Genomic DNA, 24,563 nt, shown 5'->3' with positions numbered 1-24,563 from the left:
GCGGTTAGGGCACCAGAGCCTGGCCGCTCAGGAATGCGGCGACGCCGCGGGCCACGGCGTCGGCGTAGCGCTGCCGGCCGCCCGGACTCTCGATCAGGGCGGCGTCGGCCGGGTTCTTCATGTTGCCCAGCTCGACCAGAACCGACGGGTATTCGGCCAGGTTCAGCCCGGCCAGGTCGGCGCGCCCCTTCAACCCGTCGGCGCCGATGTAGTTGGCCGGCGGAATGCCCGCGGCCTGCAACTGTCCCCGCATCACCTGGGCGAACCGCACCGCCGGGCCTTCCTGGGCCGGGTTGAGCGGAGGTGCGGAGTAGTTGACGTGAAACCCGCGGCCGGTGGCCGGGCCGCCGTCGGCGTGGATCGACACGATCGCGCTCGGGTGCAGCGAGTTGGCCATCGCGGCACGCTCGTCGACGCACGGCGCCGGCCCATTGTCATCGCCCCTGGACATGGCGGTGCGGACCCCCGCCGAGTTGAGGGCCTGCCGGATCCGCAGCGTCGTGTCCCAGGCGAAGCTGTGCTCGGGATAACCGGAGTTGGTGGCGGTGCCGCTGGTCTGGCAGTTCTTGGTGCCGCCCCGGCCGTTGGGCACCTGGCGTCCCAGGGCCGCGGGGTCGCCTGCGCCGCTGTGCCCGGGGTCGAGGAACACGATCATGCCGGCGATGTTGGGCGGCGCCGCCGAGGCCAAGGGAGTCACCGGGGCGCTCGGCACCGCGGCGGCCACCACCACGCCGGTGGTGATCGCGATACCGACACGCGAGAGCACTGGTACACGCACGCCGCCAACGTAGGCCGACGCCGACTAGGCTGGGAATCTCACACGCATCGGGTCTCCAGCTGAAACCAAGCCGCAACCCAGTCGAGACCACCGACGACAACGCAAGGGGAGTGTCATGCAACCAGGAGGCCCGCCCGACATGTCGGCGTTGCTGGCCCAGGCCCAGCAGATGCAGCAGCGACTGCTGCAGGCGCAGCAGGAGCTGGCCGTCGCCCAGGTGCACGGCGAAGCCGGCGGCGGCCTGGTCAAAGTCACCTCCAACGGCAGCGGCCAGGTGCTCGCCGTGCAGATCGACCCGAAGGTGGTCGACCCCAGCGACATCGAGACGCTGCAGGACCTGCTGGTGGGAGCGCTCACCGACGCGTCGAAGAAGGCCCACGCCCTGGCCCAGGAGCGGCTGTCACCGCTGGCCGGCGGGATGGGCAATGCGCTCGGCGTGCCGGGGGCCTAGGTGTTTGAGGGTCCGGTACAGGACCTGATCGACGAGCTGGGCAAGCTGCCGGGCATCGGACCCAAAAGCGCCCAGCGGATCGCCTTTCACCTGCTGTCGGTGGAGCCGCCGGAGATCGACCGGCTCACCGCGGTGTTGACCAAGGTGCGCGACGGCGTGCAGTTCTGCGAGGTGTGCGGCAACGTCTCCGACGCGCAGCGCTGCCGGATCTGTGCGGACCCCCGCCGCGACTTCGCCCAGATCTGCGTCGTCGAGGAGCCCAAGGACGTCGCCGCCATCGAGCGCACCCGGGAGTTCCGCGGCCGCTACCACGTGCTGGGCGGCGCGCTGGACCCGTTGTCGGGGATCGGGCCGGAGCAGTTGCGGGTGCGCGAGCTGCTGAACCGGGTCGGGGAGCGGGTCGACGGCATCGACGTCAGCGAGGTGATCATCGCCACCGACCCCAACACCGAGGGCGAGGCCACCGCCACCTACTTGGTGCGGATGCTGCGGGACATCCCCGGCCTGAGTGTGACGCGCCTGGCCTCCGGACTGCCGATGGGCGGTGACCTGGAGTTCGCCGACGAGCTGACGTTGGGCCGGGCGTTCACCGGCCGCCGCGCCATGGCTTGAATCTGCTTTTGCCCGCGAAACCGACGTTTTGCAGGTCGCTTCTCGCACTTTTCCTGCAAAACGTCGGTCTCGGCGGGGTGTCAGACGGTGCCCGCAGAATCTGGCGCCGCCTCACCCAAGGAGACCTGGCTGCGGCTGCTGCTGATCGATGCGGGCTTACCCATCCCCACCACCCAGATCCCGGTGTATGACGGCCGCTACTGGCCGTTCGCCTTTCTCGATATGGGTTGGGAGGACTACCGGGTTTCCGCCGAGTACGACGGGGACCACCACCAGAAGGACCGCCCGCAGTACGTCAAGGACCACAAGCGCCAGCGCAAGCTGGAAAGCATGGGCTGGATCAATATCCGGGTGATCAATGAGGACGATCCCGTCGACGTCATTCGGCGTACCCGGAATGCCCTGCTCTCCCGTGGCTGGCGCCCCTAAACCGGTTGCAGCACTTCGGAGATCGCCGCTCCGGCCGCGATCTTGGCGCGGGCCGACCGGACCTTCTCCGGGATGCCCGCGCCCACCACACCGACCAGCACCCCGTCGCGCTCGTAGTAGGCGAGAAAGCGGCGGCCGTCATCTTCCACGAGATGCACGGTGTCGCCGGTCCGCGGACGACCCAGGCACTGGATCTTGACGTCGTACTGGTCGCTCCAGAAGTACGGCACGCCCGCTTGAGCCGGCGCCGCCGAACCCAACATCGCTGACACCAGGGTCCTGGCCTGTTCGGCGACGTTGCTCCAGTGTTCGACGCGGATCTGGGCGCCGGTCTCGTCCCGCCAGGACGCCACGTCGCCGATAGCCCAGACGTCACCGGCGCTGGTCCGCCCGACCGCGTCGCAGACGACGCCGTCGGCCACGGCGACATCACTGCCCGCCAGCCAGTCCGCCGCGGGGCGTGACCCGATGCCGACGACCACCAGGTCGGCCTCGATGACCGACCCGTCGGACAGTGTCACTGACTCGATGCATTCGCCGCCGGAGACGGAGTCCACCCGCACGCCGGTGCGCACGTCAACACCCTCGTCCTGGTGCAACCGGGTGATCAATGCCCCGACCTGCTCACCCAATACGGATGCCAGCGGGGTGGCCTGCGGCTCCACCAGCACCACCTCGACACCGGAGTTGCGCAGGCTGGCCGAGACCTCACACCCGATGAAACCCGCGCCGATCACGACGGCGCGCCGCGCGCCCGCCGCACGGTGGCGAAGCGCCACGCAGTCGTCGAGCGAGCGCAGCACAAAGATGCCGTCCAGGTCGCCAAAGGACGGAATACGTTGGGGCACCAGGCCGGTGGCGATCACCAGCTGGTCGTAGCCCAGCACCTCCCCGTCGGCCAGCGTCACGGTGTGGGCCGCCGCGTCGACGGTGCGGGCCGGGCAGCCGAGCCGCAAGGTGATGCCGTTGTCCTCGTAGAACGCGGCCGGCTTGAGCGCCACAGTCTCGACCTCGCCGCGCAGCATCTCCTTGGACAGTGGCGGACGGTCATACGGTGCGTGCGCTTCGGCGCCGACGATGGTGATCGGATCGCGGTAGCCGTTGCGGCGGAGTTGTTCGGCGGTGCGAACCGCCGCCAGGCCCGCCCCGACGATGACCACGCCGCTCATGACCGGGCCACTTCCACCATCTCGAAGTCGGCCTTGGCCGCTCCGCAGTCCGGGCAGCTCCAGTCCTCGGGGATGTCGGCCCACCGGGTGCCGGGCTCGATGCCGTCCTCCGGCCAGCCCAGCGCCTCGTCGTACTCGAAGCCGCACTGCAGGCAGCGGAACAGTTTGTAGTCGTTCATGAGTTCTCTCCGATCAGTTCGAAATCCAGTTTTTCGCGTACCGCGCAGTCCGGGCAGGTCCAGTCGTCGGGAACCTGCTGCCAGGGCGTGCCGGCGGGGAACCCCTCTCGGGGCTCCCCGGTGGCCTCGTCGTAGACGTAGCCGCAGCCCGGGCACTCATAGCCGGCCATCAGGCTGCCGCCTGGTAGCGGGCCAGGATCTTCTCCCGGCGGCGCGGCGAGATGTTGGCCAGGGTGATGTCGCCGTTGTAGTGCTCGAGCACCCGGTGGTCCATCAGCTTGCGCCACACCTGCGGGAAGTAGGTCACCCCGATCAGGGCCCCGTAGCCGGCCGGCAGGTTCGGCGAGTCCTCGAAGCTGCGCAGCGTCTGGTAGCGCCGGGTCGGGTTCGCGTGGTGGTCGCTGTGCCGCTGCAGGTGGTAGAGGAACAGGTTGGTGACCATGTGGTCGGAGTTCCAGCTGTGCTGCGGTGTGCAGCGCTCGTAGCGGCCGCTGGCCTGCTTCTGGCGCACCAGCCCGTAGTGCTCAAGGTAGTTCACCGACTCCAACAGCGACGACCCGTAGAAGGCGTTGATCAGCACGTAGGGGATCAGCGCGACACCGAACACCGCGATCATCACGCCCCAGAACAGCACCGACATGGCCAGCGCGTTGAGTACGTCGTTGCCCGGCCAGGTACGCGGGTCCCACGGGTTCTTGCCGGTCCGGCGAATCCGAGCCGCCTCCAGCTCCCACGCCGAGCGGATGCCGCCCCAGGTGCTGCGCGGCAGGAACTCCCAGAACGTCTCACCGAAGCGGGCCGAAGCCGGGTCCTCGGGGGTGGCCACCCGCACGTGGTGGCCGCGGTTGTGCTCGACGTAGAAGTGCCCGTAGCAGACCTGGGCCAGGGTGATCTTGCCCAGCCACCGCTCCAGCGACTCCCGCTTGTGACCCAACTCGTGGGCGGTGTTGATACCCACTCCGGCCACCGTCGCCGCCGACATCGCCACGCCGATCTTGCCCAGCCAGCCCAGCGATCCGTCGAAGCCCAGCCAGCCCAGGTCCGACGCGGTGAACAGGTAGGCGCCCAGGATGGCGCTGGCGTACTGGAAGGGGATGTAGGCGTAGGTCGCGTACCGGTAGTACTTGTCGTTCTCCAGCGCGGCCATCACCTCATCCGGCGGGTTCTGTCCGTCGGCCCCGATCCACAGGTCGAGCACCGGCAGGATCACGTAGAGCAGGATCGGCCCGATGTACAACGGCAGCTGCGCCGCGGTGTGCCAGCCGGCCTTGTTCATCGCCCACACCAGCGGCAGCACCAGAAACATCATGGTGGGCACTATCAGGCCCAACAGCCACAGGTGACGTTTCTTGTCCTGCCAGATCGCCGGTTTGCCGGCCACTTCGGTGCTCATCGCATTTCAACCTTTCGTCGTGGTCACACCATGTTTTTGGATGTGACTGACGTTAGGTAGCGCCGCTGGGTGCTCGCTCGTCCCGAGCGGCTGGAATTCGGCCGGCTATTCGTCTCCGGGAGACAAGGGCGACAACACGCTCGTTCCGTACCACTGACAGAGCAGCAGGGCGATCTCGACGTCGAGGCGGTCTTCGGCGATCGGGCGGCCGCGGCGTTCGATCGCGCGCTGCACCCGGTACTTCATGGTGTTGACGTGGAAGTGCAGCTGCTCGCCGGCCGCCTTGAAGCTGGAACCGGTCCGCAGGAACACCCGCAGGGTGTCGCGCAGGCGCTCGTCGCCCTCGGTGTCGCAGGCCAGCGGGCCGAGCACCTCGGTCACCCAGGCCCGTGCAGCGGCCAGATTGTCACCGCCGAGCAGTGCGGCGGCAGAGAGGCCGGGATCACCGGCCGCGGTGACGCGATTCGCGGCCGCACCCGAGGCGACCGCCAGCGTGTGTGCCGCCAGGGCCTGCTGATGGGATCGTCGGAAGCCCTCCACGCCGGGCAGCGGATCACCGATCGCCACCCACGGTTCGCCGTCCGCGGTTTGCGCGCAGGCGCGGATGTGTTGCACCACGTCGGCTCCGGGGTCGCCCCCGGCGGCCGACGGCAGCGGAAGCCACGCCCACCCGGTGGTGCTGTCGGCTGGGACGAACAGCGGCGGACCATGCACCGCCAGCGTGTCGGCGAGCTGTTTGATGAAACCCTCCGCCGCGGCCAGCTTGTCCCCGCCGGCTTCCGGGTACCACACGACCACTGCGACGTGAGTGCGCCGCAGCGGGTAGCGGATCGCGGTCGTCATCGCGTCGACGTCCAGGCTCTCGCCGGCCAGGATCTCACGGACCCGCAAGGCGCGCACCGCATTTCGACTCTCCAGCCAGCGTTCCCGCTCGGCCTGGTAGACGGCGACCACCTGCTGCGACATCTCGTCGATATAGCCGAACATCAGCGTCGACATCGTGCCCAGCACACTCAGGCTCAGATCCGGCTCCAGCTCGGCGGCGCGGATCTCCTCGAGTACCAGCCGCAGCGCCTCCGAGTGCCCCAGCCGGTAACCACGCACCAACGCGTTCACCGGCACCCCGCGCTGGGCCAGCCGGCGGGCGTGTTCGAGCGCGACGGGGGGCGCGGCGATCTCCGCGACCGGGATGTTGTGCCGGATCGCCGAGAAGTACGCGTCGACGTTCGCGGCCACGGTCTCATGCAGCAGTTGCAGCAGCGGTGAGTCTCCGGTCAACTCCGGTGACTCCCTGGCGACCAGATCCTCGATGACACCGATCGTCTCGGCAAGGTGGTCGTAGAGCCGCTGCGAGATACCGATCGCGGCTTGCGCAACGGCGCTCTGATCGGCCCTCTGATCGGTCATAGTCCGACCGTAGTCAGACCCGCCGGGGCGCGGCCAGACGTTCGCGACGCAACACATCCACTTCGGGCAGTTCCAGCGGCGCCAGCTCGCCGACCACCTTCGACAGCAGCAGATCGGCCAGCTCCGGGTTGCGGGCCAGGCACGGCCCGTGCAGATAGGTGGCGACGACGCTGCCCTGCACCACGCCGTCGAACCCGTCGCCGGCCTTGTTGCCCGCGCCCTTGGTCACCTTCGACAGGGGTGCCGCCGACGCACCCAGCACGGTGCCGCCGCGGTGGTTCTCGAAGCCGGTGAGCGGCTGCGACAACCCCGCCAACAGCGGAGTGCCGACCACCTCGCCGATGGTGCGGACGTCCTGCGGAGAGGTGGTCACATCCAGCAGACCGACCCCGTCGACCCGTTCCCCGGCCGAGGTCTCATACCAGGCCCCGAGCACCTGGACGGCCGCGCAGATCGCCAGGACAGGCGCCCCGCGCTCGGCTGCCCGCTGCAATCCGGGGTGGGTGATCAGATGCCGGGTGGCCAGCCGCTGGGCGTAATCCTCGGCGCCGCCCAGGGTGTAGAGGTCCAGGGATTCGGGCACCGGGTCTGCCAGGGTGATCTCGACGATCTCGGCGGGAATCCCGCGCAGCAGCAGCCGTTGCCGCAGCACCACCGCGTTGCCGCTGTCACCGTAGGTGCCCATCACATCGGGCAGTACCAGCCCGATCCGCACCGGGTCAGACCTGCTCATGAGTCGCCCAACCTCCGCTGCAGTTGCAGGAACGCGGTGTAGTTGGCGACCACCTCGACCTCCCCGGGCGGGCAGGACGCGATCGCCTCCAGGGTGTCGTGCACCAGGGTGTGCTGCACCCCGGCGTAGCCCAGCCGCACCGCCAGGTCGGTGCCGCGCTCGCCGGCGGCTACCACGGCGGTGTCCTCGAAGTGCTCGAAGCGCACGTCCCACAGCCAGGACAGGTCCTCCCCGTCGGGCACCTGCCCGTTGACGGCGATCACCACCCCGGCGGCATGCTTGTCGACCATCGACAGTGCCTCCTGCCAGCCGGCCGGGTTCTTGGCCAGCAGCATCCGCACGCTGTGGTCGCCGACCTGCACGCGGCGGTAGCGGCCGGCCACCTCATCGACCGCGGAGACGGCGGCCACCGCTTTGACGGGATCGGCGCCCAGGGCGACCGCGGCGGCGACGGCCTGGGCGGCGTTGCCGCGGTTGACGGTGCCGGGCAGCGCGAGCCGCATCGGCAGCACCAGCCCGTCCGGTCCGTAGAGCGAGTCGTCGTCGAACCACCACTGCGGGGTGGGCCGGCTGAAGTCGATTCCGGAGGACTGCCAGTGGCCGTCGCGGCGATCGATCACCTCGCCGCTGCGCGGACAACTGACCGAGTCGCCCGACCAGCCGGCGCCCGCGGCCACCCAGACCACGTTGGGGGAGTCGTAGGCGGCCGAGGTCATCAGCACGTCGTCGCAGTTGGCCACCACCACCGTCTGCGGATGACGGGCCAGGCCGGCGCGCAGCGCCCGCTCCACGGCGTTGATCTCACCGACCCGGTCCAGCTGATCCCGGGACAGGTTGAGCAGCACGATCACCGCGGCGTCCACCGCGTCCAGCACGTGTGGGACGTGCATCTCGTCGACCTCGAGTGCTGCCAGCCCGGCGGTTCGGTCGACGGCCAGCGCCGACACCAGCCCGGCGTCCATGTTGGCGCCCTCGGAGTTGGTGGCCACCGACCCCAGGTCCGCCAATGCGGCGGCGATCATGCGCGTGGTGGTGGACTTGCCGTTGGTCCCGGTGACGATCGCGGTGCGCCGTCCGGTGCCGAGCTGACGCAGAATCGAGCGGTCCAGCGTCATCGCGACCAGGCCGCCGATCATCGCGCCGGCGCCGCGGCCGGTGACGCGCGACGCCCACCGGGCGCCTGCTCCGGCGGCGAGCGCGAGGCGTCCACGGGCGGTGATCACCCGGTGAGTTTAAATTGCCCCGACACGGGCCCTCGCCGCCCGGCCATCGTCCGACCGGCATGCCATCCTCATGGCATGACTGCTCGGTGGGGTCGCCCGGCCCGCGAGTCCGGCGACGGCTGGGTCGTCGTGGACGTGGAGACGTCGGGATTCCGGCCCGGGCAGGCCCGCGTGCTCAGCGTGGCCGCCCTGGCACTCGACGCCGACGGCCGGGTGGAGCGATCGGTGTCGCATCTGCTCAACCCGGGCACCGACCCGGGCCCCACCCACGTGCACGGCCTCACCGCCGAGATGCTGGCGGGCCAGCCGCAGTTCGCCGACGTCGTCGACGAGGTCGCCGCGCTGCTGGCCGGCCGCACCCTGGTGGCGCACAACGTGGCCTTCGATTACACGTTCCTGGCGGCCGAAGCCGAGATGGCCGGCGCCGAGCTGCCCGTCGACTCGGTGATGTGCACCCTGGAGCTGGCCCGGCGGCTGGACCTGGGGCTGGCCAACCTGCGGTTGCAGACGCTGGCCGCGCACTGGGGCGTGGTGCAGACTCGGGCGCACGACGCGCTTGACGACGCCCGGGTGTTGGCCGGGGTGCTGGAGCCCGCCCTGCAGCGAGCCCGGGAGCGGGATGTGTGGCTGCCGGTGCGGCCGGTGACCCGCAGCCGCTGGCCCAACGGCCGGATCACCCACGACGAACTGCGGCCGCTCAAGGCGCTGGCGTCACGGATGCCGTGCGCCTACCTCAACCCCGGCCGCTACATACGCGGCCGTCCGCTGGTGCAGGGCATGCGGGTGGCGCTGTCAGCGGAGTGCACCCGCACCCACGAGGAACTCGTCGAACGCATCCTGCATGCCGGGCTGGCCTACAGCGACGTCGTCGACACCCACACCTCGCTGGTGATCTGCAACGAGGATCGGCCCGAGCAGGGCAAGGGCTACCAGGCGCGGGAACTCGGCGTGCCGACGGTCTCCGATCAGGACTTCATGGCGTGCGTCGATCGCGTGGTTGACGGCACCGGCATCGAGGAGTTCGTCGACGCCGGGGCCGCCGGCGAGCAGATCTCGCTGTTCTGACCGCACCTACGGGGGCATGGGATTTGCCCACCTATGAGCGACAACCGACGTTATGTCAAGTAAATCGGGGGGAGCTCCCGGCGCTCGATCTGACATAACGTCGGTTGTCGCTCATACGCGGGCGCAACACACATACCAACCCCTGGTTACCCGTGGGGCGGACGTTGCGAGCGGAACCGGTCTCAGCCGAGCCGGGCCGCCCGGTTCACCGCGGAGACCACCGCCCGCAGCGACGCCGTGGTGATCGACGACGCGATCCCGACGCCCCACACGGTCCGGCCATCGATCTGCGCCTCCACGTACGCCGCAGCCTGAGCCTCCTCGCCGGAACTCATCGCGTGCTCGGAGTAGTCCAGCACGTGGACGTGCACCCCGACATCGCCCAAAGCGTCGACGAACGCGGCCAGCGGACCGTTGCCGGAGCCGGTGATCTCGGTCTCCACCCCGTCGACCAAGACCGTGGCCTCGATGCGGTCGGTGCCGTCGTCGGTCTCGGCGGCGATCAGCTTCTGGTGCATCCGCTCCAGCGGGCGTACCGGGTTCAGGTACTCCTCGGCGAAGGCGTCCCACATCTCCTTCGGCGTGACCTCGCCGCCCTCGCCGTCGGTCAGTTGCTGGATCACACGCGAGAACTCGATCTGCAGCCGGCGCGGCAGCACCAGGCCGTGGTCGGTCTTCATCACATACGCCACGCCGCCCTTGCCGGACTGCGAGTTGACCCGGATCACCGCCTCGTAGGTGCGGCCCACGTCACGGGGATCGATCGGCAGGTACGGCACCTGCCAGAGCATGTCGTCGACGTCGGAGTCGGCGGCATCGGCATCGATCTTCATCTGGTCCAGGCCCTTGTTGATGGCGTCCTGGTGGCTGCCGGAGAACGCCGTGTAGACCAGGTCGCCACCGTAGGGGTGGCGCTCGGGAACGTTGAGCTGGTTGCAGTACTCGACGGTGCGGCGGATCTCGTCGATGTTGGAGAAGTCGATCTGCGGGTCCACGCCGCGGGAGAACAGGTTCAGCCCGAGCGTCACCAGACAGACGTTGCCGGTGCGCTCGCCGTTGCCGAACAGGCAGCCCTCGATCCGGTCCGCGCCGGCCTGATACCCCAGCTCCGCCGCGGCGACCGCGGTCCCGCGGTCGTTGTGCGGGTGCAGGCTCAGGATGACCGAGTCGCGTCGCTTCAGGTTGCGGTGCATCCACTCGATCGAGTCGGCGTAGACGTTCGGGGTGGCCATCTCCACGGTGGCCGGCAGGTTGAAGATGATCGGGTTGTCCGGCGTCGGCTCGATGACGTCGCCGACGGCGTCGCAGACCGCCTTGGCGTACTCCAGCTCGGTCCCGGTGTAGGACTCCGGCGAGTACTCGTAGCGCCACCGGGTGCCCGGATACTTGGCCTGCTCCTCCAGGCACTTGCGTGCCCCGGCCACCGCGATGGCCTGCACCGCGTCCCGGTCGGCGCGGAACACCACCCGCCGCTGCAGGATCGACGTGGAGTTGTAGAAGTGCACGATCACGTTCGGGGCACCCGCGCACGCCTCGAAGGTGCGCTCGATCAGCTCATCGCGGCACTGGGTCAGCACCTGCAGGGTGACGTCCTCGGGTACGGCGTCGGCCTCGATGATCTCGCGGACGAAGTCGAAGTCGGTCTGGCTGGCCGACGGGAACCCGACCTCGATCTCCTTGTAGCCCATCGCCACCAGCAGGTCGAACATCCGGCGCTTGCGGGCCGGGCTCATCGGGTCGATCAGTGCCTGGTTGCCGTCGCGCAGGTCGACCGCGCACCACTGCGGGGCACGTTCGATGACGCGGTCCGGCCAGGTGCGGTCGGGCAGCGTGATCGGTTCGACCTCGTCGGCGAAGCTGCGGTATCGGTTCACCGGCATCGCCGAGCCTCGCTGGGCGTTCCAGGTGGGCTGGCCTGGGCCTCGCGGGCCCGATGGTTTGGTGATGGCGCGGGCGGACGTGAAGGCGTCCGGGTTGGAATAGGTAGTCACGGTGTTTGCTCCGGCTCGTCAGGGCTTGACAGGACTTGTCAAAGGGACTCAGACCGGCGCATCGGCGAAACCCGCGACGGGAAGCCGGTCTTGGTCAGACCCCGTCGCGGCGTCCGAGCAGGAGCGCGCGCAGCACGCGGATCAGTCTACACGTTGATTCTGCGGCCAGGGCGGGACGTACTCGCACGTTGCAGCCCTGGACGCAGAGTGAACGGGCGGAGGCCTTCCCCTATTCTTGTTGAGGTTCTATTGAGGCCCTAACAGACATATCGGCGGAAAGGACGACCGTGGCGCTCGTCGTGCAGAAATACGGCGGATCGTCGGTGGCCGACGCCGACCGGGTCCGCCGGGTCGCCGAGCGCATCGTCGAGACCAAGACGGCCGGCAACGAGGTCGTCGTGGTCTGCTCGGCGATGGGCGACACCACCGATGACCTGCTGGATCTCGCCCAGCAGGTGTGTTCGGAGCCGCCGGCCCGCGAACTGGACATGCTGCTCACCGCCGGCGAGCGGATCTCGAACGCCCTGGTGGCCATGGCCGTGGAAGAACTGGGCTGCAACGCCCGCTCCTTCACCGGCTCGCAGGCCGGCGTCATCACCACCGGTGCACACGGCAAGGCCAAGATCATCGACGTCACCCCGGGCCGGCTGCAGGCCGCGCTCGGCGAAGACCAGGTGGTGCTGGTCGCCGGCTTCCAGGGCGTCAGCCAGGACACCAAGGACGTCACCACGTTGGGCCGGGGCGGTTCGGACACCACCGCGGTGGCGCTGGCCGCGGCGCTGAACGCCGACGTCTGCGAGATCTACACCGACGTCGACGGCATCTTCAGCGCCGACCCGCGCATCGTGCCCAACGCCCGCCGGCTCGACACCGTCACCTTCGAGGAGATGCTCGAACTCGCCGCGTGCGGCGCCAAGGTGCTGATGCTGCGCTGCGTGGAATACGCCCGCCGCTACCACCTGCCCATCCACGTCCGGTCGTCCTACTCGGACAAGCCGGGCACCATCGTTTCCGGATCGATCAAGGACATCCCCATGGAAGACGCCATCCTGACCGGAGTCGCGCACGACCGCAGCGAAGCCAAGGTGACCGTGGTCGGTATCCCCGACCTGCCCGGCTACGCGGCCAAGATCTTCCGCGCCGTCGCCGACGCCGACATCAACATCGACATGGTGTTGCAGAACGTCTCGAAGATCGAGGACGGCAAGACCGACATCACCTTCACCTGCCCGCGCGACAACGGTCCGGCCGCGGTGGCCAAGCTGGAATCGCTCAAGAGCGAGATCGGTTTCACCGAGGTGCTCTACGACGCGGAGGTGGGCAAGGTGTCGCTGATCGGTGCCGGGATGCGCAGCCACCCCGGCGTGACGGCCACGTTCTGCGAGACGCTGGCCGACAACGGGGTCAACATCGACCTGATCTCCACCTCCGAGATCCGGATCTCGGTGCTGTGCGCCGAATCCGACCTGGACAAGGCCGTCGTCGCGCTGCATGAGGCGTTCGGCCTCGGCAGTGACGAGCAGGCCACCGTTTACGGCGGGACGGGGCGCTGACCATGGTTTCCATCGGTGTGGTGGGCGCGACCGGCCAGGTCGGCCAGGTGATGCGCGCCCTGTTGGAGGAACGCAATTTCCCCGCCGAGGAGGTGCGATTCTTCGCCTCGGCGCGTTCTGCCGGGCGCAAGTTGCCGTTCCGCGGTGCCGAGATCGAGGTCGAGGACGCCGAGACCGCCGACCCGGCCGGGCTGGATATCGCGCTGTTCTCCGCCGGAGCGACGATGTCGCGAGTGCAGGCACCGCGGTTCGCCGCCGCCGGGGTCACGGTGATCGACAACTCGTCGGCGTGGCGTAAGGATCCGGACGTTCCGCTGGTGGTCTCCGAGGTGAACTTCGACCGCGACGTGCGCGGGGTGACCCTCAAAAAGGGCATCATCGCCAACCCGAACTGCACGACGATGGCCGCGATGCCAGTGCTCAAGCCCCTGCACGACGAGGCCGGCCTGACCCGGCTGGTCGTCTCGACCTACCAAGCTGTTTCGGGCAGTGGGCTGGCCGGGGTGCAGGAGCTCGCGTCGCAGATCCGTGCGGTTGCCGACGGCGCAGAGCAGTTGGTGCACGACGGCGGCGCGGTCGACTTCCCGCCGCCGGACAAGTACGTCGCACCCATCGCGTTCAACGTGGTGGCATTGGCGGGTTCGCTGGTCGACGACGGCTCGGGTGAGACCGATGAGGACCAGAAGCTGCGGTTCGAGAGCCGCAAGATCCTCGGTATCCCAGAGCTTTTGGTGAGCGGTACCTGCGTTCGGGTGCCGGTGTTCACCGGGCACTCGCTGTCGATCAACGCCGAGTTCGCCCGGCCGCTCTCCCCGCAGCGGGCCGCCGAGCTGCTTTCCGCCGCACCGGGAGTGACGCTGACGGACGTACCCACGCCGTTGGCCGCCGCCGGCGCCGACGACTCGCTGGTGGGGCGGATCCGGGTCGACCCCGGCGCTCCCGACGGGCGCGGTCTGGCGCTGTTCGTCTCCGGAGACAACCTGCGGAAAGGCGCGGCGCTCAACACGATTCAGATCGCCGAGCTGCTGGCTGGGTCTTAGCGCAACCTTTCAGGCCGCCGAACGTGTACTCAGCGCGAAGAATCGCCGAAGATCTCGCGCTGATGGCACGCTCGGCGGGGTCCGTGGCGGTGACTTTAGCGGTAGCGGCGCTCGCGATCGGTCCGTGGTCTGCCAGCGCAGAGCCGCCCGCACCAATCCCGCGTCCGGTGCTGTGGCCGCTGGCTGAGGGCCAAGTGGTCCGGATCGGTCCCAGCGCCGGGACCGGCACGCCCACCGGCGATTACGGCATCGGCGCCACCGACCTGTGCGAGTTCATGGAGTTCCCCAGCGCGGCGCTGCAGATCTGCGGGGACAGCTTCGCCGGTCAAGGCGTCGGCTACGGCGGCTGGTATTCGCCGATCGCGCTGCGTCTGGACCCGGACTCGGTCGACGACCCCGACGGGGTGCGCTACACCGGCGTGATCGGGGTGGACAGGCCGTTGCTGGCCGATCCGTCGCCGTCCGGGTGTTCACAGTTGCCGGCCGGAATCGTGTCGATCAATCGGACCAACTATCTGATGGTGACCACCACCAAGATGTTGGTGCCGCAGACGTCGCGTCTGGTGAAAGCCGATCCGGCGCAGCCGGGTTGGCAGACGGTGCCGGGATCGGTGCGGGCGGCCTCCTACCAGGATTTCGGCCAGTCTCAGATCAGCGGCTACTACGATCCGATCCCGACGCCGGACTCGGCCACGGGCTGGGTGTACTTGGTGGCCAACAACTTCGACCGCAGCGCATCGGTCACGCTCTACCGGGCCACGCCGGAGAAGTTCACCGACCGGTCCGCCTGGCAGGGCTGGGCGGCCGGAGCAGGCTGGGGCCGCAAGCCCACGCCGCTGTGGAACGACCAGATCGGCGAGCTCAGCCTGCGCCAGGTCGACGGCAAGCCGGTGCTGTCCTACTTCAACGGCACCACCGGGAACATGGAAGTGCGGGTGGCCTACGACCCGACCGGACTGGGGACCGCCCCGGTGACCACGGTGGTGCAGCACGCCGAGTGGCCGGACTGGCCGGTGCCCGCCGAGACCTTGCCGTCACCGTTCGACAATCGGCTGGCCCAGCCCTACGGCGGCTACATCTCCCCGGGATCGACCCTCGACGAGCTGCGGGTGTTCGTCAGCCAATGGAACACCCAACCGCGCGACCGGGCGCCCTACCGGGTGATCCAGTTTGCGGTGAACCCGTTCAAGCCCTGGTCAGCGGGCTAATTTCAGGCATCCGTGACCGTAGGCGGCGCTGGGGAACAACCACCGATCCGGGTCATCCCCGCCCGGCACAGCTGGATGCACAGGGCTGCGTAGGGAGTCAGTGGCCCATTATCGACCTCAGTAGGCCGACCATCTCACTCTGCTGGTTTTGGTCAGACATCAGCGTTAGCCGTGCTACCGCCATCTCGTAGCACTCGGCGTCGGCACGCGCCGCTACCACCATCACTACGGCCAAGTCGTCGCCCTCAGCTGCGAAAACTGCGCGATATCCCTTGTTGGGGCCGACGTACAACTTTCGAAGCCCGGTTAGGTTCCCACTGTTCCGGGAGCCCAAGGGATCGCCGCGCTGAGACGGGGAGACTTCAAGTTTCTTGAGGTCCTTCAGGACCCGAGTTCTAACTGAACCATCGAGGCCTCGGATGTCATCCTTCGCATCGTCGGTCAGTTGGACGCGGGCCATGGCGGGTTAGTCGTCCTCGTCCTCGCCCTCAATCGCGGCCACATCGTCGGTAAGGCCCAGCTCTGCTATGAAGTCGTCCAAGTCGGTTCGGTTGCCGTTGTCAGTTGCCATTCGAGTCACTGCCAGAGACAACAGCGCCAGGTTCTCTTCACGGTCTTCCAGTTCCTGCAACCGGTCGATACCCACAAGCACGGCCGTGAGACGGTTGTTTTTAGAGATGATGACGTCGCGTCCCTGCGCGGCGTCGGCAACTAGCCGAGAGCTGCGGTTCGCAAGTTCGGTGACGCTAACAACGTCACGGTGATCGATCATCATGTCTAGGAGTCTAGATAGAATTACAGGTAGTTTTCTACCTCGATTTTGTCACAGATCGACTAGCAACCGATTTACCTGCAAGAAGCGGAACCTGACGAGCCGACCTCGCGGTGGTGGCGGTGTTGGTGTGGCCACCGGGACGCGGCCGCGTCGGGCAAGCCAGTTGACGGAACATAGCGCCCACGTTCTGCCCTTGCCCCTGCCTCCTTCCGCAGTAGTCTCAGCGCACCACACTTGTTGCCAACGTCGCCGGTCAATCTCTTCAAGCCCTAGTTGCAGGCCTGATTCCCGCAGGGTCAGTTGCTGAACAGGCTCCACAGGTCGGACCAGAAGTCGGTCGCGTCGGCGCTCGGGGGCACGACCTCCGGTGCGTAGTCGACGACACCGTCCCCAATGGCGCTCGCCACGTTATTGCTGCTCCCGTCCCAGCCGGCGTAGGCGATGGCTTGGTAGCCCTCGGCGGTGGCGTTGTTGAAGTCGCTGTCGTAGACGGCGTCTCCGACCCCCGAGCCCGCGTAGGCCACGGCGTGGTCCCCGGTCGCGGTGGCCACATTGCCGCTGCCCCAGCCCGCGTTAGCGCTGGCCCAGTGGCCGGCAGCGGCGGCGTAGTTGAAGGATCCGCCGGCTCCGGCCATCGCGTTGCTTTGCACGCCCATGGCCGAGGCGTAGTTGAAGAAGCCGCTCATGGCGTTGGCGTTGGAGTTGTCGCCGTAGGCGATCGCGATGTTGCCGAAGCTTGAGCTCGCAGTCGCGGAGCCCAGGGACAGCAACGACATCCCGCTGACCGAGATAGCCAAGCTGCCGAAGTCGTCGGGGAGAGTCGGCCCTGTGGCGGCCGCAGTGCCCACCGTGGCAACCGCATCGCCGATGCCTGCGGCGGCAAACGCGCCGGCGACGCCAAGGGCGCCGGCCCCGCCGTCAGTTGAGGATGGCGCGGCGGAAGCGATCGGTGTCGCCGCCAGTGCCGCTCCGACCCCCAGTCCCAGTGCCAGCATGCCGAGACTGCCTATGCGCTCCAGATTCCGCATCTTCGTGCCTTCCCCTACGGTCCCCGCCCTGGTGGCTGGTAGTAGCGCCGACGATAGGAGGGAAAAGCACGGCAGCGATACAGGGTTTTCCCTGGTTCTTCTGACTTCTTCTATAGGAAGGAGCCCCTTGGGACGCCTCTTCGGTGCGACGTGGGGCCGTCGGCTCATAGCTGGCGCATAGCCAAGACCTAGCGGTAGCGGGTGTTCGCCCCGGCAAGATGCCAACCATGAGCGAAACTCCCGGAACCACAGCCACCCCACCCGTACCGCCGGGTGAGCCCAAGCCCTACTGGCTCTACCGGCTTGCCGCCTGGGTCGTGACCGTCGCGGGGATCGTCTTCATCGTGTTGTCGATCTTCTTCGCCGGAGTCTGGGCCAGCAACGGCGGTCCGCGCGGGCACCACTGCCACGGACATCACGGCCACCACGCGATGTTCCACAAGGGCCCCCACCGCGGCCCGGGGCCGATGGGGCCCGGTCCGGACCGTCCGGGACCCGGTGAGCTGCCGCCGCCCGGCACCCAGTCCCCGGCACCCACGCCCGGCCGGTAACCCGGTCCGGCCACGAACACCCGGCCGCCGCCCCTCCCGAAGGGCGGCGGCCGGCGTCGTTCTGGGGCATGATGGATCGGTATGAGCGAGTCGCCAGCACCCACTCCACCGCCGCCTCCTCCGCCATCGCCGCCGGCTAAACCCAACCGGCTCTACCAAGCCGCGGCATGGGTGGTGATCGTCGCTGGAACGGTCTTCATCGCCGCGGTGATCTTCGGCACCGGTGCCTACCTCAGCGATGGTGGCTTCCGCGGGCACCATCACCGCCATGGGCCGTGCATGATGCATCACGGCCCGCCGATGGGCCCAGGCTTCGGTCCCGCAGGCCCGGGCGATGAATGGGGCTGGCCCGGTTTCCGGCCTGCCGGCCCGGGCAACGGTCCCGGTGGACCCGGGGGCCCGCCGCCACCCCAGCCGTCGGCCCCGCCGCACCGCTGACCGGGCGAGGCCTCGGGGGCATGGGAAACCGCCAGATCGGCGGCGCTGAGAGTCCAACGCTTTGAGCCAAACACCTTGAGCCAAAAGACTTGAGCACAAGAGGAGGCAGGGAGATGACCCAGCACTACACCACCACCGAGGCCGGCGCGCCGGCGCCGAGCGACAGCGAGTCGCTGACGGTCGGCCCGGACGGCCCCATCCTGCTGCAGGACCACTACCTGATCGAGCAGATGGCGATGTTCAACCGGGAACGCACCCCCGAACGTCAGCCGCATGCCAAGGGCGGCGGGGCATTCGGGCACCTCGAGATCACCGAGGACGTCAGCGCCTATACCAGGGCGGCGGTGTTCCAGCCGGGCACCAAGACTGAGATGCTGGCCCGGTTCTCGACGGTCGCCGGCGAACGCGGCAGCCCGGACACCTGGCGCGACGTACGCGGATTCGCGCTCAAGTTCTACACCACCGACGGCAACTTCGACATCGTCGGCAACAACACCCCGGTCTTCTTCCTCCGCGACCCGATGAAGTTCCAGCACTTCATCCGTTCCCAAAAGCGCCTGGTTGCAAGCAATCTGCGTGACCACCACATGCAGTGGGACTTCTGGTCGCTCAGCCCGGAGTCGGCGCACCAGGTGACCTACCTGATGGGGGACCGGGGCCTGCCGAAGTCCTGGCGGCACATGAACGGCTACGGCAGTCACACCTACAGCTGGAGCAACGCCGCCGGCGAGATCTTCTGGGTCAAGTACCACTTCATCAGCGACCAGGGTGTCGAGTACCTGGACCAGGCCGAGGGTGACCGTCTGGCCGGCGCCGACGGCGACTATCACCAGCGCGACCTGTACCAGGCGATCGAGCGCGGCGAGTATCCGAGCTGGGCGGTGAAGGTGCAGATCATGCCGTTCGAGGACGCCAAGACCTACCGGCTCAACCCGTTCGACCTCACCAAGGTGTGGCCGCACTCCGACTATCCGCTGATCGATGTCGGGCGTTTTACGTTGGACCGCAACGTCACCGACTATCACGCCCAGATCGAGCAGGCGGCGTTCGAGCCGAGCAACACGGTGCCCGGCACCGGATTGAGCCCGGACAAGATGCTGCTGGCCCGCGGGTTCTCCTATTCCGACGCCCATCGCGCCCGGATCGGCACCAACTACAACCAGCTGCCGGTCAACGCGCCGAAGGCCGACGTGCACGCTTACTCCAAGGACGGCGCCATGCGGTTCCGCCTGGCCAGTGACCCGGTGTATGCGCCGAACTCGATCGAGGGGCCGGTGGCAGACCCGGCCCGTGCGGCAGAGGTGCGCTGGCATTCAGACGGTGACATGGTGCGTTCCGCCTACGCCCTGCGCAAGGACGACGACGACTTCGGCCAGGCCGGCACCCTGGTCCGCGACGTCTTCGACGATGACCAGCGGAAGAGGTTGGCCGCCAACATTATTGGCCACGTCTCTGCGGGAGTCAGGGAGCCGGTGCTGTCTCGGGTGTTCGAGTACTGGCGCAACGTCGATGAGGATCTGGGCCGCGCGGTGGAGGCCGGAGTGCGGGCCAACCTTGGCTGACGGTCGGCGGGCGGCCGCAACACTGCTGGTGGGACTGGGCCTATACGGCGCGGTCGCTACGGTGGCTCCAACTGCTGGGGCCCGGCCCTCGGATCCGGGCGTGGTGTCCTACGCGGTGCTGCCGAAAGGGTCGGTCGGCAACATCGTCGGCGCCCCGATGGGCTTCGAAGCGGTGTCGGGCACACCGTTCCAGGCCTTCTGGGTCGACGATCCGGCCTGCAACAACTGGGCCGACATCGGCCTGCCCGAGGTCTACAACGACCCCGACCTGGCGTCCTTCAACAGCGCCGTCACCCAGACCTCGGCCAACGACCAGGCTCACTACGTCAAACAGGCGGTGGGGGTGTTCGCCACCAACGACGCCGCTGCCGCGGCCTTCCACCGCGTCGTCGACCGCACCGCCGGATGCTCGGGACGCACCACCGCCATGCATCTGGAAAGCGGCGCCACGCAGGTCTGGTCGTTCGGCGGCGTGCCGGCCGCGGGGGCCGACGCCGCCTGGACCAAGCAGGAGGCCGGCACCGACCGGCGCTGTTTCAACCAGACCCGGCTACGGGCGAACGTGTTGTTACAGGCCAAGGTCTGCCAGTCCGGGAACGCCGGCCCGGCGGTGAACGTGCTGGCCGGGGCGATGCAGAACTCCCTGGGCCAGTAAACGGCGGGCACCTTGTCGGACAACTCCGGTAGCGTCGGGAAGATCGACGGGCGGAGGGGCTGATATGGGGTTGGGCGCGGCGGCGCAGCTGTCCCGCGCCGATGAATCCTGTCTCGGCGGCCCGGAACTTTCCGGCGCCGCCGACGCCGCCGACTACATCGCCGAGCGCTGCCTGACCGACGCCCCGCACGGCCGGGCGGGCCTGGAGGTCGAGGCGCACTGTTTCGACCCGTCCGACCCGTTGCGCCGGCCGGGCTGGTCCGAGATCGGCGACGTGCTGGCGACCCTGCCCGAGTTGCCGGGCGGCAGCGTCGTCACGGTCGAACCCGGCGGCGCGGTGGAGCTGTCCGGACCGCCGCTGGACGGCGCGGTCGCCGCCATCGAGGCGATGGCCGCCGATCAGGCCGTGCTGCGGACGGCGTTCTCCGACGCCGGGCTGGGGCTGGTACAGCTGGGCGCGGACCCGTTGCGGCCGGCGGAGCGGATCAACCCCGGCGAACGCTACGCCGCGATGGAGCAGTTCTTCGCCGCCAGCCACACCGGTTCGGCGGGGGCGGCAATGATGACGTCGACGGCGTCGATCCAGCTCAACCTGGACGCCGGTGCGCGCTCCGGCTGGGCGGACCGGGTTCGGCTGGCCCACGCGCTGGGACCGACGATGGTCGCCATCGCCGCCAACTCCCCGCTGTTGGGCGGGGAGTTCTCCGGCTGGTGCTCCACCCGGCAGCGGGTGTGGAGCCGGCTGGACTCGGCGCGCTGCGGCCCCGTCCTCGGCCTCGACGGCGCCGACCCTGCCACGGACTGGGCCCGGTACGCGCTGAAGGCGCCGGTCATGCTGGTGCACACCCCCGAGGCCATCCCGGTCACCCGCTACGTGCCGTTCGCCGACTGGGCCGACGGGCGGGTCTGCCTCGGTGGCCGCCGCGCCGGCATCGGCGACCTCGACTACCACCTGACCACGTTGTTCCCGCCGGTGCGCCCCCGTGGCTGGCTGGAGATCCGCTACCTCGACAGCGTCGACGACACCCTCTGGCCGGCCCTGGTGTTCACCTTGGCGACCCTGCTCGACGACCGGGCCGCCGCCGACGGCGCCGCCGAAGCCGTCGAACCCGTCGCGACCGCCTGGGACGTCGCCGCGCGGAACGGCCTGACCGACCCGCGACTGCACGCCGCGGCCGGGAGCTGCGTCGGGTTGGTGGCCGACCGGGCGCCCGCGTCGCTGCGCGCCGGGATGGACCGGCTGGTCGGGATGGTCGAACGGGGCCGCTGCTCGGCCGATGACGTCACCGACGAGGTGGCCCGCACCGGTGCCGCCGCGACGGTCGCCCGGATGGCGCGCAGTCAGTCATGACCACACCCGAAGCGCTGGCTCGTGACCTGACCCGGGCGCGGGACCGCACGCTGGCGCTGGTCGACTTCGACGACACCGAGCTGCACCGCCAGTACGACCCGCTGATGAGCCCGCTGGTGTGGGATCTGGCCCATATCGGTCAGCAGGAGGAGCTGTGGCTGCTGCGCGGCGGAGACCCGGCCCGGCCCGGGATGCTGCCCGCCGACGTCGAAGGCCTTTACGACGCTTTCACCCATCCGCGGGCCAGCCGCGTCGACCTGCCGCTGTTGGCTCCTGAACGGGCCCGGAAGTATTGTGCCACAGTACGATCCAAGGTCTTTGACGAGCTCGGTGCGCTGCCGGATGGAGACGGTTTCGTGTTCGGCCTGGTCCTCAGCCACGAACACCAGCACGACGAGACCATGCTGCAGGCACTGAACCTGCGCACCGGCGCGCCTCTACTCGGTGCGGGCTGCGGGCTTCCCGCCGGGCGGCCCGGCCTGGCCGGAACCTCGGTGCTGGTTCCCGGCGGTGAGTTCGTGCTCGGCGTCGACGCGACCGACGAACCCTTCGCGCTCGACAACGAGCGCCCCGCACACCGCGTCGACGTGGCTACGTTCCGGATCGGCCGGGTGCCGGTGACCAACCGCGAATGGCGGGCGTTCATCGACGACGGCGGCTATCGGCAACCACGGTGGTGGACAGAACGCGGCTGGCGTCATTGTGTGCAGGCCGGACTGACCGCGCCGGCGTTCTGGGGCCCCGACCACACATCCCGGATCCGGTTCGGCCACATCGAGGACCTTCCCGACGACGAACCGGTGCAGCACATCAGCTACTTCGAGGCGCAGGCCTACGCCGCATGGGCCGGCGCCCGGTTGCCCACCGAGATCGAATGGGAGAAGGCCTGCGCCTGGGACCCGGCCATCGGCGCGCGGCGCCGTTATCCCTGGGGCGGAACGGATCCGTCGGCCGAGCTGGCCAACCTGGGCGGTGCGGCACTGCGGCCCGCTCCGGTCGGGGCGTACCCGGACGGGGCGTCGGCGTACGGGGCGCAGCAGCTGCTCGGCGATGTCTGGGAGTGGACGAGTTCGCCCCTGCGGCCGTGGCCCGGCTTCGCCCCGATGATCTACCAACGCTATTCGGAACCGTTCTTCGACGGCGACTACCGGGTGCTGCGCGGCGGTTCGTGGGCGGTCGCGCCCGAGATCCTGCGGCCCAGCTTCCGCAATTGGGACCACCCCTACCGGCGGCAGATCTTCGCCGGTGTGCGACTGGCCTGGGACGCCTGATGTGCCGGCACCTGGGCTGGCTGGGCAAGCCGCGGTCACTGGCCGAGTTGATCCTGGAACCGCCGCACAGTCTGCTGGTGCAGTCCTACGCGCCGCTGCGACAACGGCACGGACTGCTCAACGCCGACGGTTGGGGCGCAGGGTTTTTCGACGTATCCGGAAGTGACAAGCCGCGACGCTGGCGCAGCGCGGCGCCGCTGTGGGGTGATGCCTCCTTCGCCTCGGTGGCGCCGGCACTGTCGAGTCATTGTGTGGTGGCAGCGGTGCGCTCGGCCACCGTCGGGATGCCGATCGAAGCCAGCGCCACCGCGCCGTTCACCGACGGCATCTGGCTGCTGTCGCACAACGGGGTGGTCGACACCGCCGTGCTGCCCGCTTCTCGCGGGGCTGAATCGGTATGCGACAGTGCGTTGTTGGCCGCCGCGATCTTCGAGCGCGGGGTCGATTCTCTCGGTGAGGTGATCACCGAGATTGGTTCGGGAGATCCACAAGCACGGCTGAATATATTGGCCGCCAACGGCTCCCGGATGTTGGCGACGACATGGGGGGACACCTTGTCGATGCTGCACGGCGCCGACGGCGTGGTGCTGGCCAGCGAGCCCTACGACGACGACCCGCGTTGGGTGGACATACCGGACCGGCACCTGGTGGACACCCACGACGGCGAGGTCCGCGTCACCGCCTTGGATGTGAGCCGATGACGGGGTCCGATGCGGGTGCGGTCTCGATCGCCAATCATCTGGCCGCTGACGCAGCGCGGACCGCATTGCGTGACGATGTCCGTCACGGCCTGGCTCAGGATCCGAAGTCGTTGCCGCCCAAATGGTTCTACGACGATACCGGCAGCGAACTGTTCGATCGGATCACCCGGCTGCCCGAGTACTACCCGACCCGCGCCGAGGCGGAGATCCTGCGCGCCCACTCCGTCGAGGTGGCATCGTTGTCGGGTGCGGACACCCTGGTCGAACTGGGCAGCGGGACTTCGGAGAAAACCCGGATGCTGCTCGATGCGCTGCAGGATACGGGGTCGCTGCGCCGGTTCATTCCCTTCGATGTGGACGCCGGTGTCCTGGAGATGGCAGGGGAGGCGATCGCCCGCGACTACCCGGGTGTGCGGGTGCAGGCCGTCTGCGGCGACTTCGAGCATCATCTGGCGCAGATCCCCGGCGGCGGCAGAAGGCTGTTCGTGTTCCTGGGCTCCACCCTCGGCAACCTGACCCCCGGGCCGCGCGCGGACTTCCTGTCGGCCCTTGCCGGGGTGATGAACGACGGCGACGGGTTGCTGCTGGGGACCGATCTGGTCAAGGGCACCGCGCGGCTGGTGCGCGCCTACGACGACGCGGCGGGGGTGACGGCCGCGTTCAACCGCAACGTGCTCGCGGTGGTGAACCGGGAACTCGACGCCGACTTCGACCTGGAGGCGTTCGCCCATGTGGCGCGGTGGAATTCGGCGGAACGGCGCATGGAGATGTGGCTGCGGGCCCGCCGCGCCCAACGCGTGGTGATCGCGGCGCTGGACCTCACGGTCGACTTCGCGGCGGGGGAGGAGATGCTGACCGAAGTCTCCTGCAAGTTCCGTCCTGAGCAGGTCGCCGACGAGCTGGCCGCCGCGGGGCTGCAGCGCCGCCGGTGGTGGACCGACGCGGCCGGTGATTTCGGCTTGTCGCTCGCCATCAAATAGGCCTCGGCGGTCGCTAAGAC

At 68.8% G+C, this 24,563-nt stretch carries 25 protein-coding genes and 1 pseudogene; 15 read left to right on the top strand and 11 right to left on the bottom strand.

All coding sequences use genetic code 11. From position 1 onward, the window contains the following. Positions 1-4: 4 nt before the first annotated feature. Positions 5-778: an Rv3717 family N-acetylmuramoyl-L-alanine amidase gene (locus tag AWC16_RS14890; RefSeq protein ID WP_085265524.1), complete on the bottom strand. Its 774-nt coding sequence runs from the start codon at positions 776-778 to the stop codon at positions 5-7. Positions 779-893: 115 nt separating this feature from the next. On the opposite strand from AWC16_RS14890, the gene AWC16_RS14885 reads away from it, so the two are divergent. The 3 genes and pseudogenes from AWC16_RS14885 to AWC16_RS14875 form a co-directional block, all read left to right on the top strand. Continuing rightward, a complete protein-coding gene (locus tag AWC16_RS14885; RefSeq protein ID WP_085265523.1) occupies positions 894-1,229 on the top strand; it encodes a YbaB/EbfC family nucleoid-associated protein in 336 nt (111 codons plus the stop codon). Further along, the gene (recR, locus tag AWC16_RS14880; protein ID WP_085265522.1) at positions 1,230-1,841 is read left to right on the top strand and encodes a recombination mediator RecR; all 612 of its coding nucleotides are present in this window, start codon (positions 1,230-1,232) and stop codon (positions 1,839-1,841) included. A gap of 96 nt (positions 1,842-1,937) precedes the next feature. Further along, a pseudogene (locus AWC16_RS14875) lies at positions 1,938-2,270 on the top strand (DUF559 domain-containing protein); the annotation flags it as partial. On the opposite strand, the gene AWC16_RS14870 reads toward AWC16_RS14875, so the two are convergent. From AWC16_RS14870 to AWC16_RS14840, 7 genes are all read right to left on the bottom strand, one after another. Next, positions 2,267-3,439, bottom strand: coding sequence for an NAD(P)/FAD-dependent oxidoreductase (locus tag AWC16_RS14870; RefSeq protein ID WP_085265520.1), 1,173 nt, complete (start codon positions 3,437-3,439; stop codon positions 2,267-2,269). The pseudogene AWC16_RS14875 and the gene AWC16_RS14870 sit on opposite strands and share 4 nt — an antisense overlap. Further along, a complete protein-coding gene (locus AWC16_RS14865; RefSeq protein ID WP_013830921.1) occupies positions 3,436-3,618 on the bottom strand; it encodes a rubredoxin in 183 nt (60 codons plus the stop codon). Before AWC16_RS14865 ends, AWC16_RS14870 begins: the two co-directional genes overlap by 4 nt. Beyond that, positions 3,615-3,788, bottom strand: a complete 174-nt coding sequence (locus tag AWC16_RS14860) for a rubredoxin (RefSeq protein WP_085265519.1) — start codon at positions 3,786-3,788, stop codon at positions 3,615-3,617. Before AWC16_RS14860 ends, AWC16_RS14865 begins: the two co-directional genes overlap by 4 nt. After that, positions 3,788-5,011 carry an alkane 1-monooxygenase gene (locus AWC16_RS14855; protein ID WP_085265518.1) on the bottom strand — a complete coding sequence of 408 codons (1,224 nt, stop codon included), beginning with the start codon at positions 5,009-5,011 and terminating at the stop codon, positions 3,788-3,790. The genes AWC16_RS14860 and AWC16_RS14855 overlap by 1 nt, the downstream gene beginning before the upstream one ends. A gap of 105 nt (positions 5,012-5,116) precedes the next feature. Next, positions 5,117-6,418, bottom strand: a complete 1,302-nt coding sequence (locus AWC16_RS14850) for a PucR family transcriptional regulator (protein ID WP_085265517.1) — start codon at positions 6,416-6,418, stop codon at positions 5,117-5,119. Positions 6,419-6,431: 13 nt separating this feature from the next. Further along, the gene (locus tag AWC16_RS14845; RefSeq protein ID WP_085265516.1) at positions 6,432-7,151 is read right to left on the bottom strand and encodes a type 1 glutamine amidotransferase; all 720 of its coding nucleotides are present in this window, start codon (positions 7,149-7,151) and stop codon (positions 6,432-6,434) included. Beyond that, on the bottom strand, positions 7,148-8,374 hold the full coding sequence (locus AWC16_RS14840) for a Mur ligase family protein (RefSeq protein WP_085265515.1): 1,227 nt from the start codon (positions 8,372-8,374) through the stop codon (positions 7,148-7,150). Before AWC16_RS14840 ends, AWC16_RS14845 begins: the two co-directional genes overlap by 4 nt. A 75-nt stretch (positions 8,375-8,449) precedes the next feature. Here AWC16_RS14840 and AWC16_RS14835 point away from each other — a divergent pair, with 75 nt between their 5' ends. Next, positions 8,450-9,439, top strand: a complete 990-nt coding sequence (locus AWC16_RS14835) for a DEDDh family exonuclease (protein WP_085265514.1) — start codon at positions 8,450-8,452, stop codon at positions 9,437-9,439. A gap of 182 nt (positions 9,440-9,621) precedes the next feature. Here AWC16_RS14835 and leuA read toward each other — a convergent pair whose 3' ends face one another. After that, the gene (gene leuA / locus AWC16_RS14830) at positions 9,622-11,430 is read right to left on the bottom strand and encodes a 2-isopropylmalate synthase (RefSeq protein WP_085265513.1); all 1,809 of its coding nucleotides are present in this window, start codon (positions 11,428-11,430) and stop codon (positions 9,622-9,624) included. Between the two features lie 287 nt (positions 11,431-11,717). On the opposite strand from leuA, the gene AWC16_RS14825 reads away from it, so the two are divergent. The 3 genes from AWC16_RS14825 to AWC16_RS14815 all read left to right on the top strand — a co-directional run bounded on the left by AWC16_RS14825 (position 11,718) and on the right by AWC16_RS14815 (position 15,231). Next, entirely contained in the window at positions 11,718-12,983 is a 1,266-nt protein-coding gene (locus AWC16_RS14825) for an aspartate kinase (RefSeq protein WP_085265512.1), read from the top strand. Between the two features lie 2 nt (positions 12,984-12,985). Then, positions 12,986-14,023: an aspartate-semialdehyde dehydrogenase gene (locus AWC16_RS14820; RefSeq protein ID WP_085265511.1), complete on the top strand. Its 1,038-nt coding sequence runs from the start codon at positions 12,986-12,988 to the stop codon at positions 14,021-14,023. Between the two features lie 62 nt (positions 14,024-14,085). Beyond that, positions 14,086-15,231: a DUF4185 domain-containing protein gene (locus tag AWC16_RS14815; protein ID WP_085265510.1), complete on the top strand. Its 1,146-nt coding sequence runs from the start codon at positions 14,086-14,088 to the stop codon at positions 15,229-15,231. A gap of 466 nt (positions 15,232-15,697) precedes the next feature. Here the strand turns inward: AWC16_RS14815 and AWC16_RS14805 are convergent, their stop codons facing one another. Then, the gene (locus AWC16_RS14805; protein ID WP_085265508.1) at positions 15,698-16,006 is read right to left on the bottom strand and encodes a type II toxin-antitoxin system Phd/YefM family antitoxin; all 309 of its coding nucleotides are present in this window, start codon (positions 16,004-16,006) and stop codon (positions 15,698-15,700) included. Between the two features lie 296 nt (positions 16,007-16,302). Then, positions 16,303-17,034, bottom strand: a complete 732-nt coding sequence (locus tag AWC16_RS14800) for a hypothetical protein (protein ID WP_133055948.1) — start codon at positions 17,032-17,034, stop codon at positions 16,303-16,305. 227 nt (positions 17,035-17,261) lie between these two features. On the opposite strand from AWC16_RS14800, the gene AWC16_RS14795 reads away from it, so the two are divergent. The 8 genes from AWC16_RS14795 (at position 17,262) to egtD (ending at position 24,543) form a co-directional block, all read left to right on the top strand. Beyond that, entirely contained in the window at positions 17,262-17,585 is a 324-nt protein-coding gene (locus AWC16_RS14795; protein ID WP_085265506.1) for a hypothetical protein, read from the top strand. Between the two features lie 81 nt (positions 17,586-17,666). Further along, positions 17,667-18,023, top strand: coding sequence for a hypothetical protein (locus AWC16_RS14790; protein WP_085265505.1), 357 nt, complete (start codon positions 17,667-17,669; stop codon positions 18,021-18,023). 113 nt (positions 18,024-18,136) lie between these two features. Next, entirely contained in the window at positions 18,137-19,585 is a 1,449-nt protein-coding gene (locus AWC16_RS14785) for a catalase (RefSeq protein WP_085265504.1), read from the top strand. After that, complete coding sequence (locus tag AWC16_RS14780) at positions 19,533-20,240, top strand: sensor domain-containing protein (RefSeq protein WP_085265503.1); 708 nt, start codon at positions 19,533-19,535, stop codon at positions 20,238-20,240. Before AWC16_RS14785 ends, AWC16_RS14780 begins: the two co-directional genes overlap by 53 nt. 64 nt (positions 20,241-20,304) lie before the next feature. Then, a complete protein-coding gene (gene egtA / locus AWC16_RS14775; protein ID WP_085265502.1) occupies positions 20,305-21,591 on the top strand; it encodes an ergothioneine biosynthesis glutamate--cysteine ligase EgtA in 1,287 nt (428 codons plus the stop codon). Next, a complete protein-coding gene (egtB, locus tag AWC16_RS14770) occupies positions 21,588-22,862 on the top strand; it encodes an ergothioneine biosynthesis protein EgtB (RefSeq protein WP_085265501.1) in 1,275 nt (424 codons plus the stop codon). The genes egtA and egtB overlap by 4 nt, the downstream gene beginning before the upstream one ends. Next, on the top strand, positions 22,862-23,563 hold the full coding sequence (egtC, locus tag AWC16_RS14765; RefSeq protein WP_085265500.1) for an ergothioneine biosynthesis protein EgtC: 702 nt from the start codon (positions 22,862-22,864) through the stop codon (positions 23,561-23,563). The genes egtB and egtC overlap by 1 nt, the downstream gene beginning before the upstream one ends. Beyond that, the gene (gene egtD / locus AWC16_RS14760; protein ID WP_085265499.1) at positions 23,560-24,543 is read left to right on the top strand and encodes an L-histidine N(alpha)-methyltransferase; all 984 of its coding nucleotides are present in this window, start codon (positions 23,560-23,562) and stop codon (positions 24,541-24,543) included. The genes egtC and egtD overlap by 4 nt, the downstream gene beginning before the upstream one ends. Positions 24,544-24,563: the final 20 nt, after the last annotated feature.

The organism is Mycolicibacter longobardus, from assembly GCF_002102265.1.
Lineage (GTDB): Bacteria > Actinomycetota > Actinomycetes > Mycobacteriales > Mycobacteriaceae > Mycobacterium > Mycobacterium longobardum.
This window is presented reverse-complemented; position numbering and strand designations above follow the sequence as displayed.

Coding starts and splice junctions, on each gene's coding strand:
- AWC16_RS14860 (WP_085265519.1), bottom strand. CDS start 3,788: ATGGCCGGCTATGAGTGCCCGGGCTGCGGCTACGTCTACGACGAGGCC.
- AWC16_RS14845 (WP_085265516.1), bottom strand. CDS start 7,151: ATGAGCAGGTCTGACCCGGTGCGGATCGGGCTGGTACTGCCCGATGTG.
- egtC (WP_085265500.1), top strand. CDS start 22,862: ATGTGCCGGCACCTGGGCTGGCTGGGCAAGCCGCGGTCACTGGCCGAG.
- AWC16_RS14785 (WP_085265504.1), top strand. CDS start 18,137: ATGACCCAGCACTACACCACCACCGAGGCCGGCGCGCCGGCGCCGAGC.
- egtD (WP_085265499.1), top strand. CDS start 23,560: ATGACGGGGTCCGATGCGGGTGCGGTCTCGATCGCCAATCATCTGGCC.
- AWC16_RS14835 (WP_085265514.1), top strand. CDS start 8,450: ATGACTGCTCGGTGGGGTCGCCCGGCCCGCGAGTCCGGCGACGGCTGG.
- AWC16_RS14780 (WP_085265503.1), top strand. CDS start 19,533: ATGAGGATCTGGGCCGCGCGGTGGAGGCCGGAGTGCGGGCCAACCTTG.
- AWC16_RS14800 (WP_133055948.1), bottom strand. CDS start 17,034: ATGCGGAATCTGGAGCGCATAGGCAGTCTCGGCATGCTGGCACTGGGA.
- AWC16_RS14855 (WP_085265518.1), bottom strand. CDS start 5,011: ATGAGCACCGAAGTGGCCGGCAAACCGGCGATCTGGCAGGACAAGAAA.
- AWC16_RS14820 (WP_085265511.1), top strand. CDS start 12,986: ATGGTTTCCATCGGTGTGGTGGGCGCGACCGGCCAGGTCGGCCAGGTG.
- AWC16_RS14865 (WP_013830921.1), bottom strand. CDS start 3,618: ATGAACGACTACAAACTGTTCCGCTGCCTGCAGTGCGGCTTCGAGTAC.
- AWC16_RS14795 (WP_085265506.1), top strand. CDS start 17,262: ATGAGCGAAACTCCCGGAACCACAGCCACCCCACCCGTACCGCCGGGT.
- AWC16_RS14870 (WP_085265520.1), bottom strand. CDS start 3,439: ATGAGCGGCGTGGTCATCGTCGGGGCGGGCCTGGCGGCGGTTCGCACC.
- AWC16_RS14805 (WP_085265508.1), bottom strand. CDS start 16,006: ATGATGATCGATCACCGTGACGTTGTTAGCGTCACCGAACTTGCGAAC.
- AWC16_RS14790 (WP_085265505.1), top strand. CDS start 17,667: ATGAGCGAGTCGCCAGCACCCACTCCACCGCCGCCTCCTCCGCCATCG.
- AWC16_RS14815 (WP_085265510.1), top strand. CDS start 14,086: ATGGCACGCTCGGCGGGGTCCGTGGCGGTGACTTTAGCGGTAGCGGCG.
- AWC16_RS14885 (WP_085265523.1), top strand. CDS start 894: ATGCAACCAGGAGGCCCGCCCGACATGTCGGCGTTGCTGGCCCAGGCC.
- AWC16_RS14850 (WP_085265517.1), bottom strand. CDS start 6,418: ATGACCGATCAGAGGGCCGATCAGAGCGCCGTTGCGCAAGCCGCGATC.
- egtA (WP_085265502.1), top strand. CDS start 20,305: ATGGGGTTGGGCGCGGCGGCGCAGCTGTCCCGCGCCGATGAATCCTGT.
- egtB (WP_085265501.1), top strand. CDS start 21,588: ATGACCACACCCGAAGCGCTGGCTCGTGACCTGACCCGGGCGCGGGAC.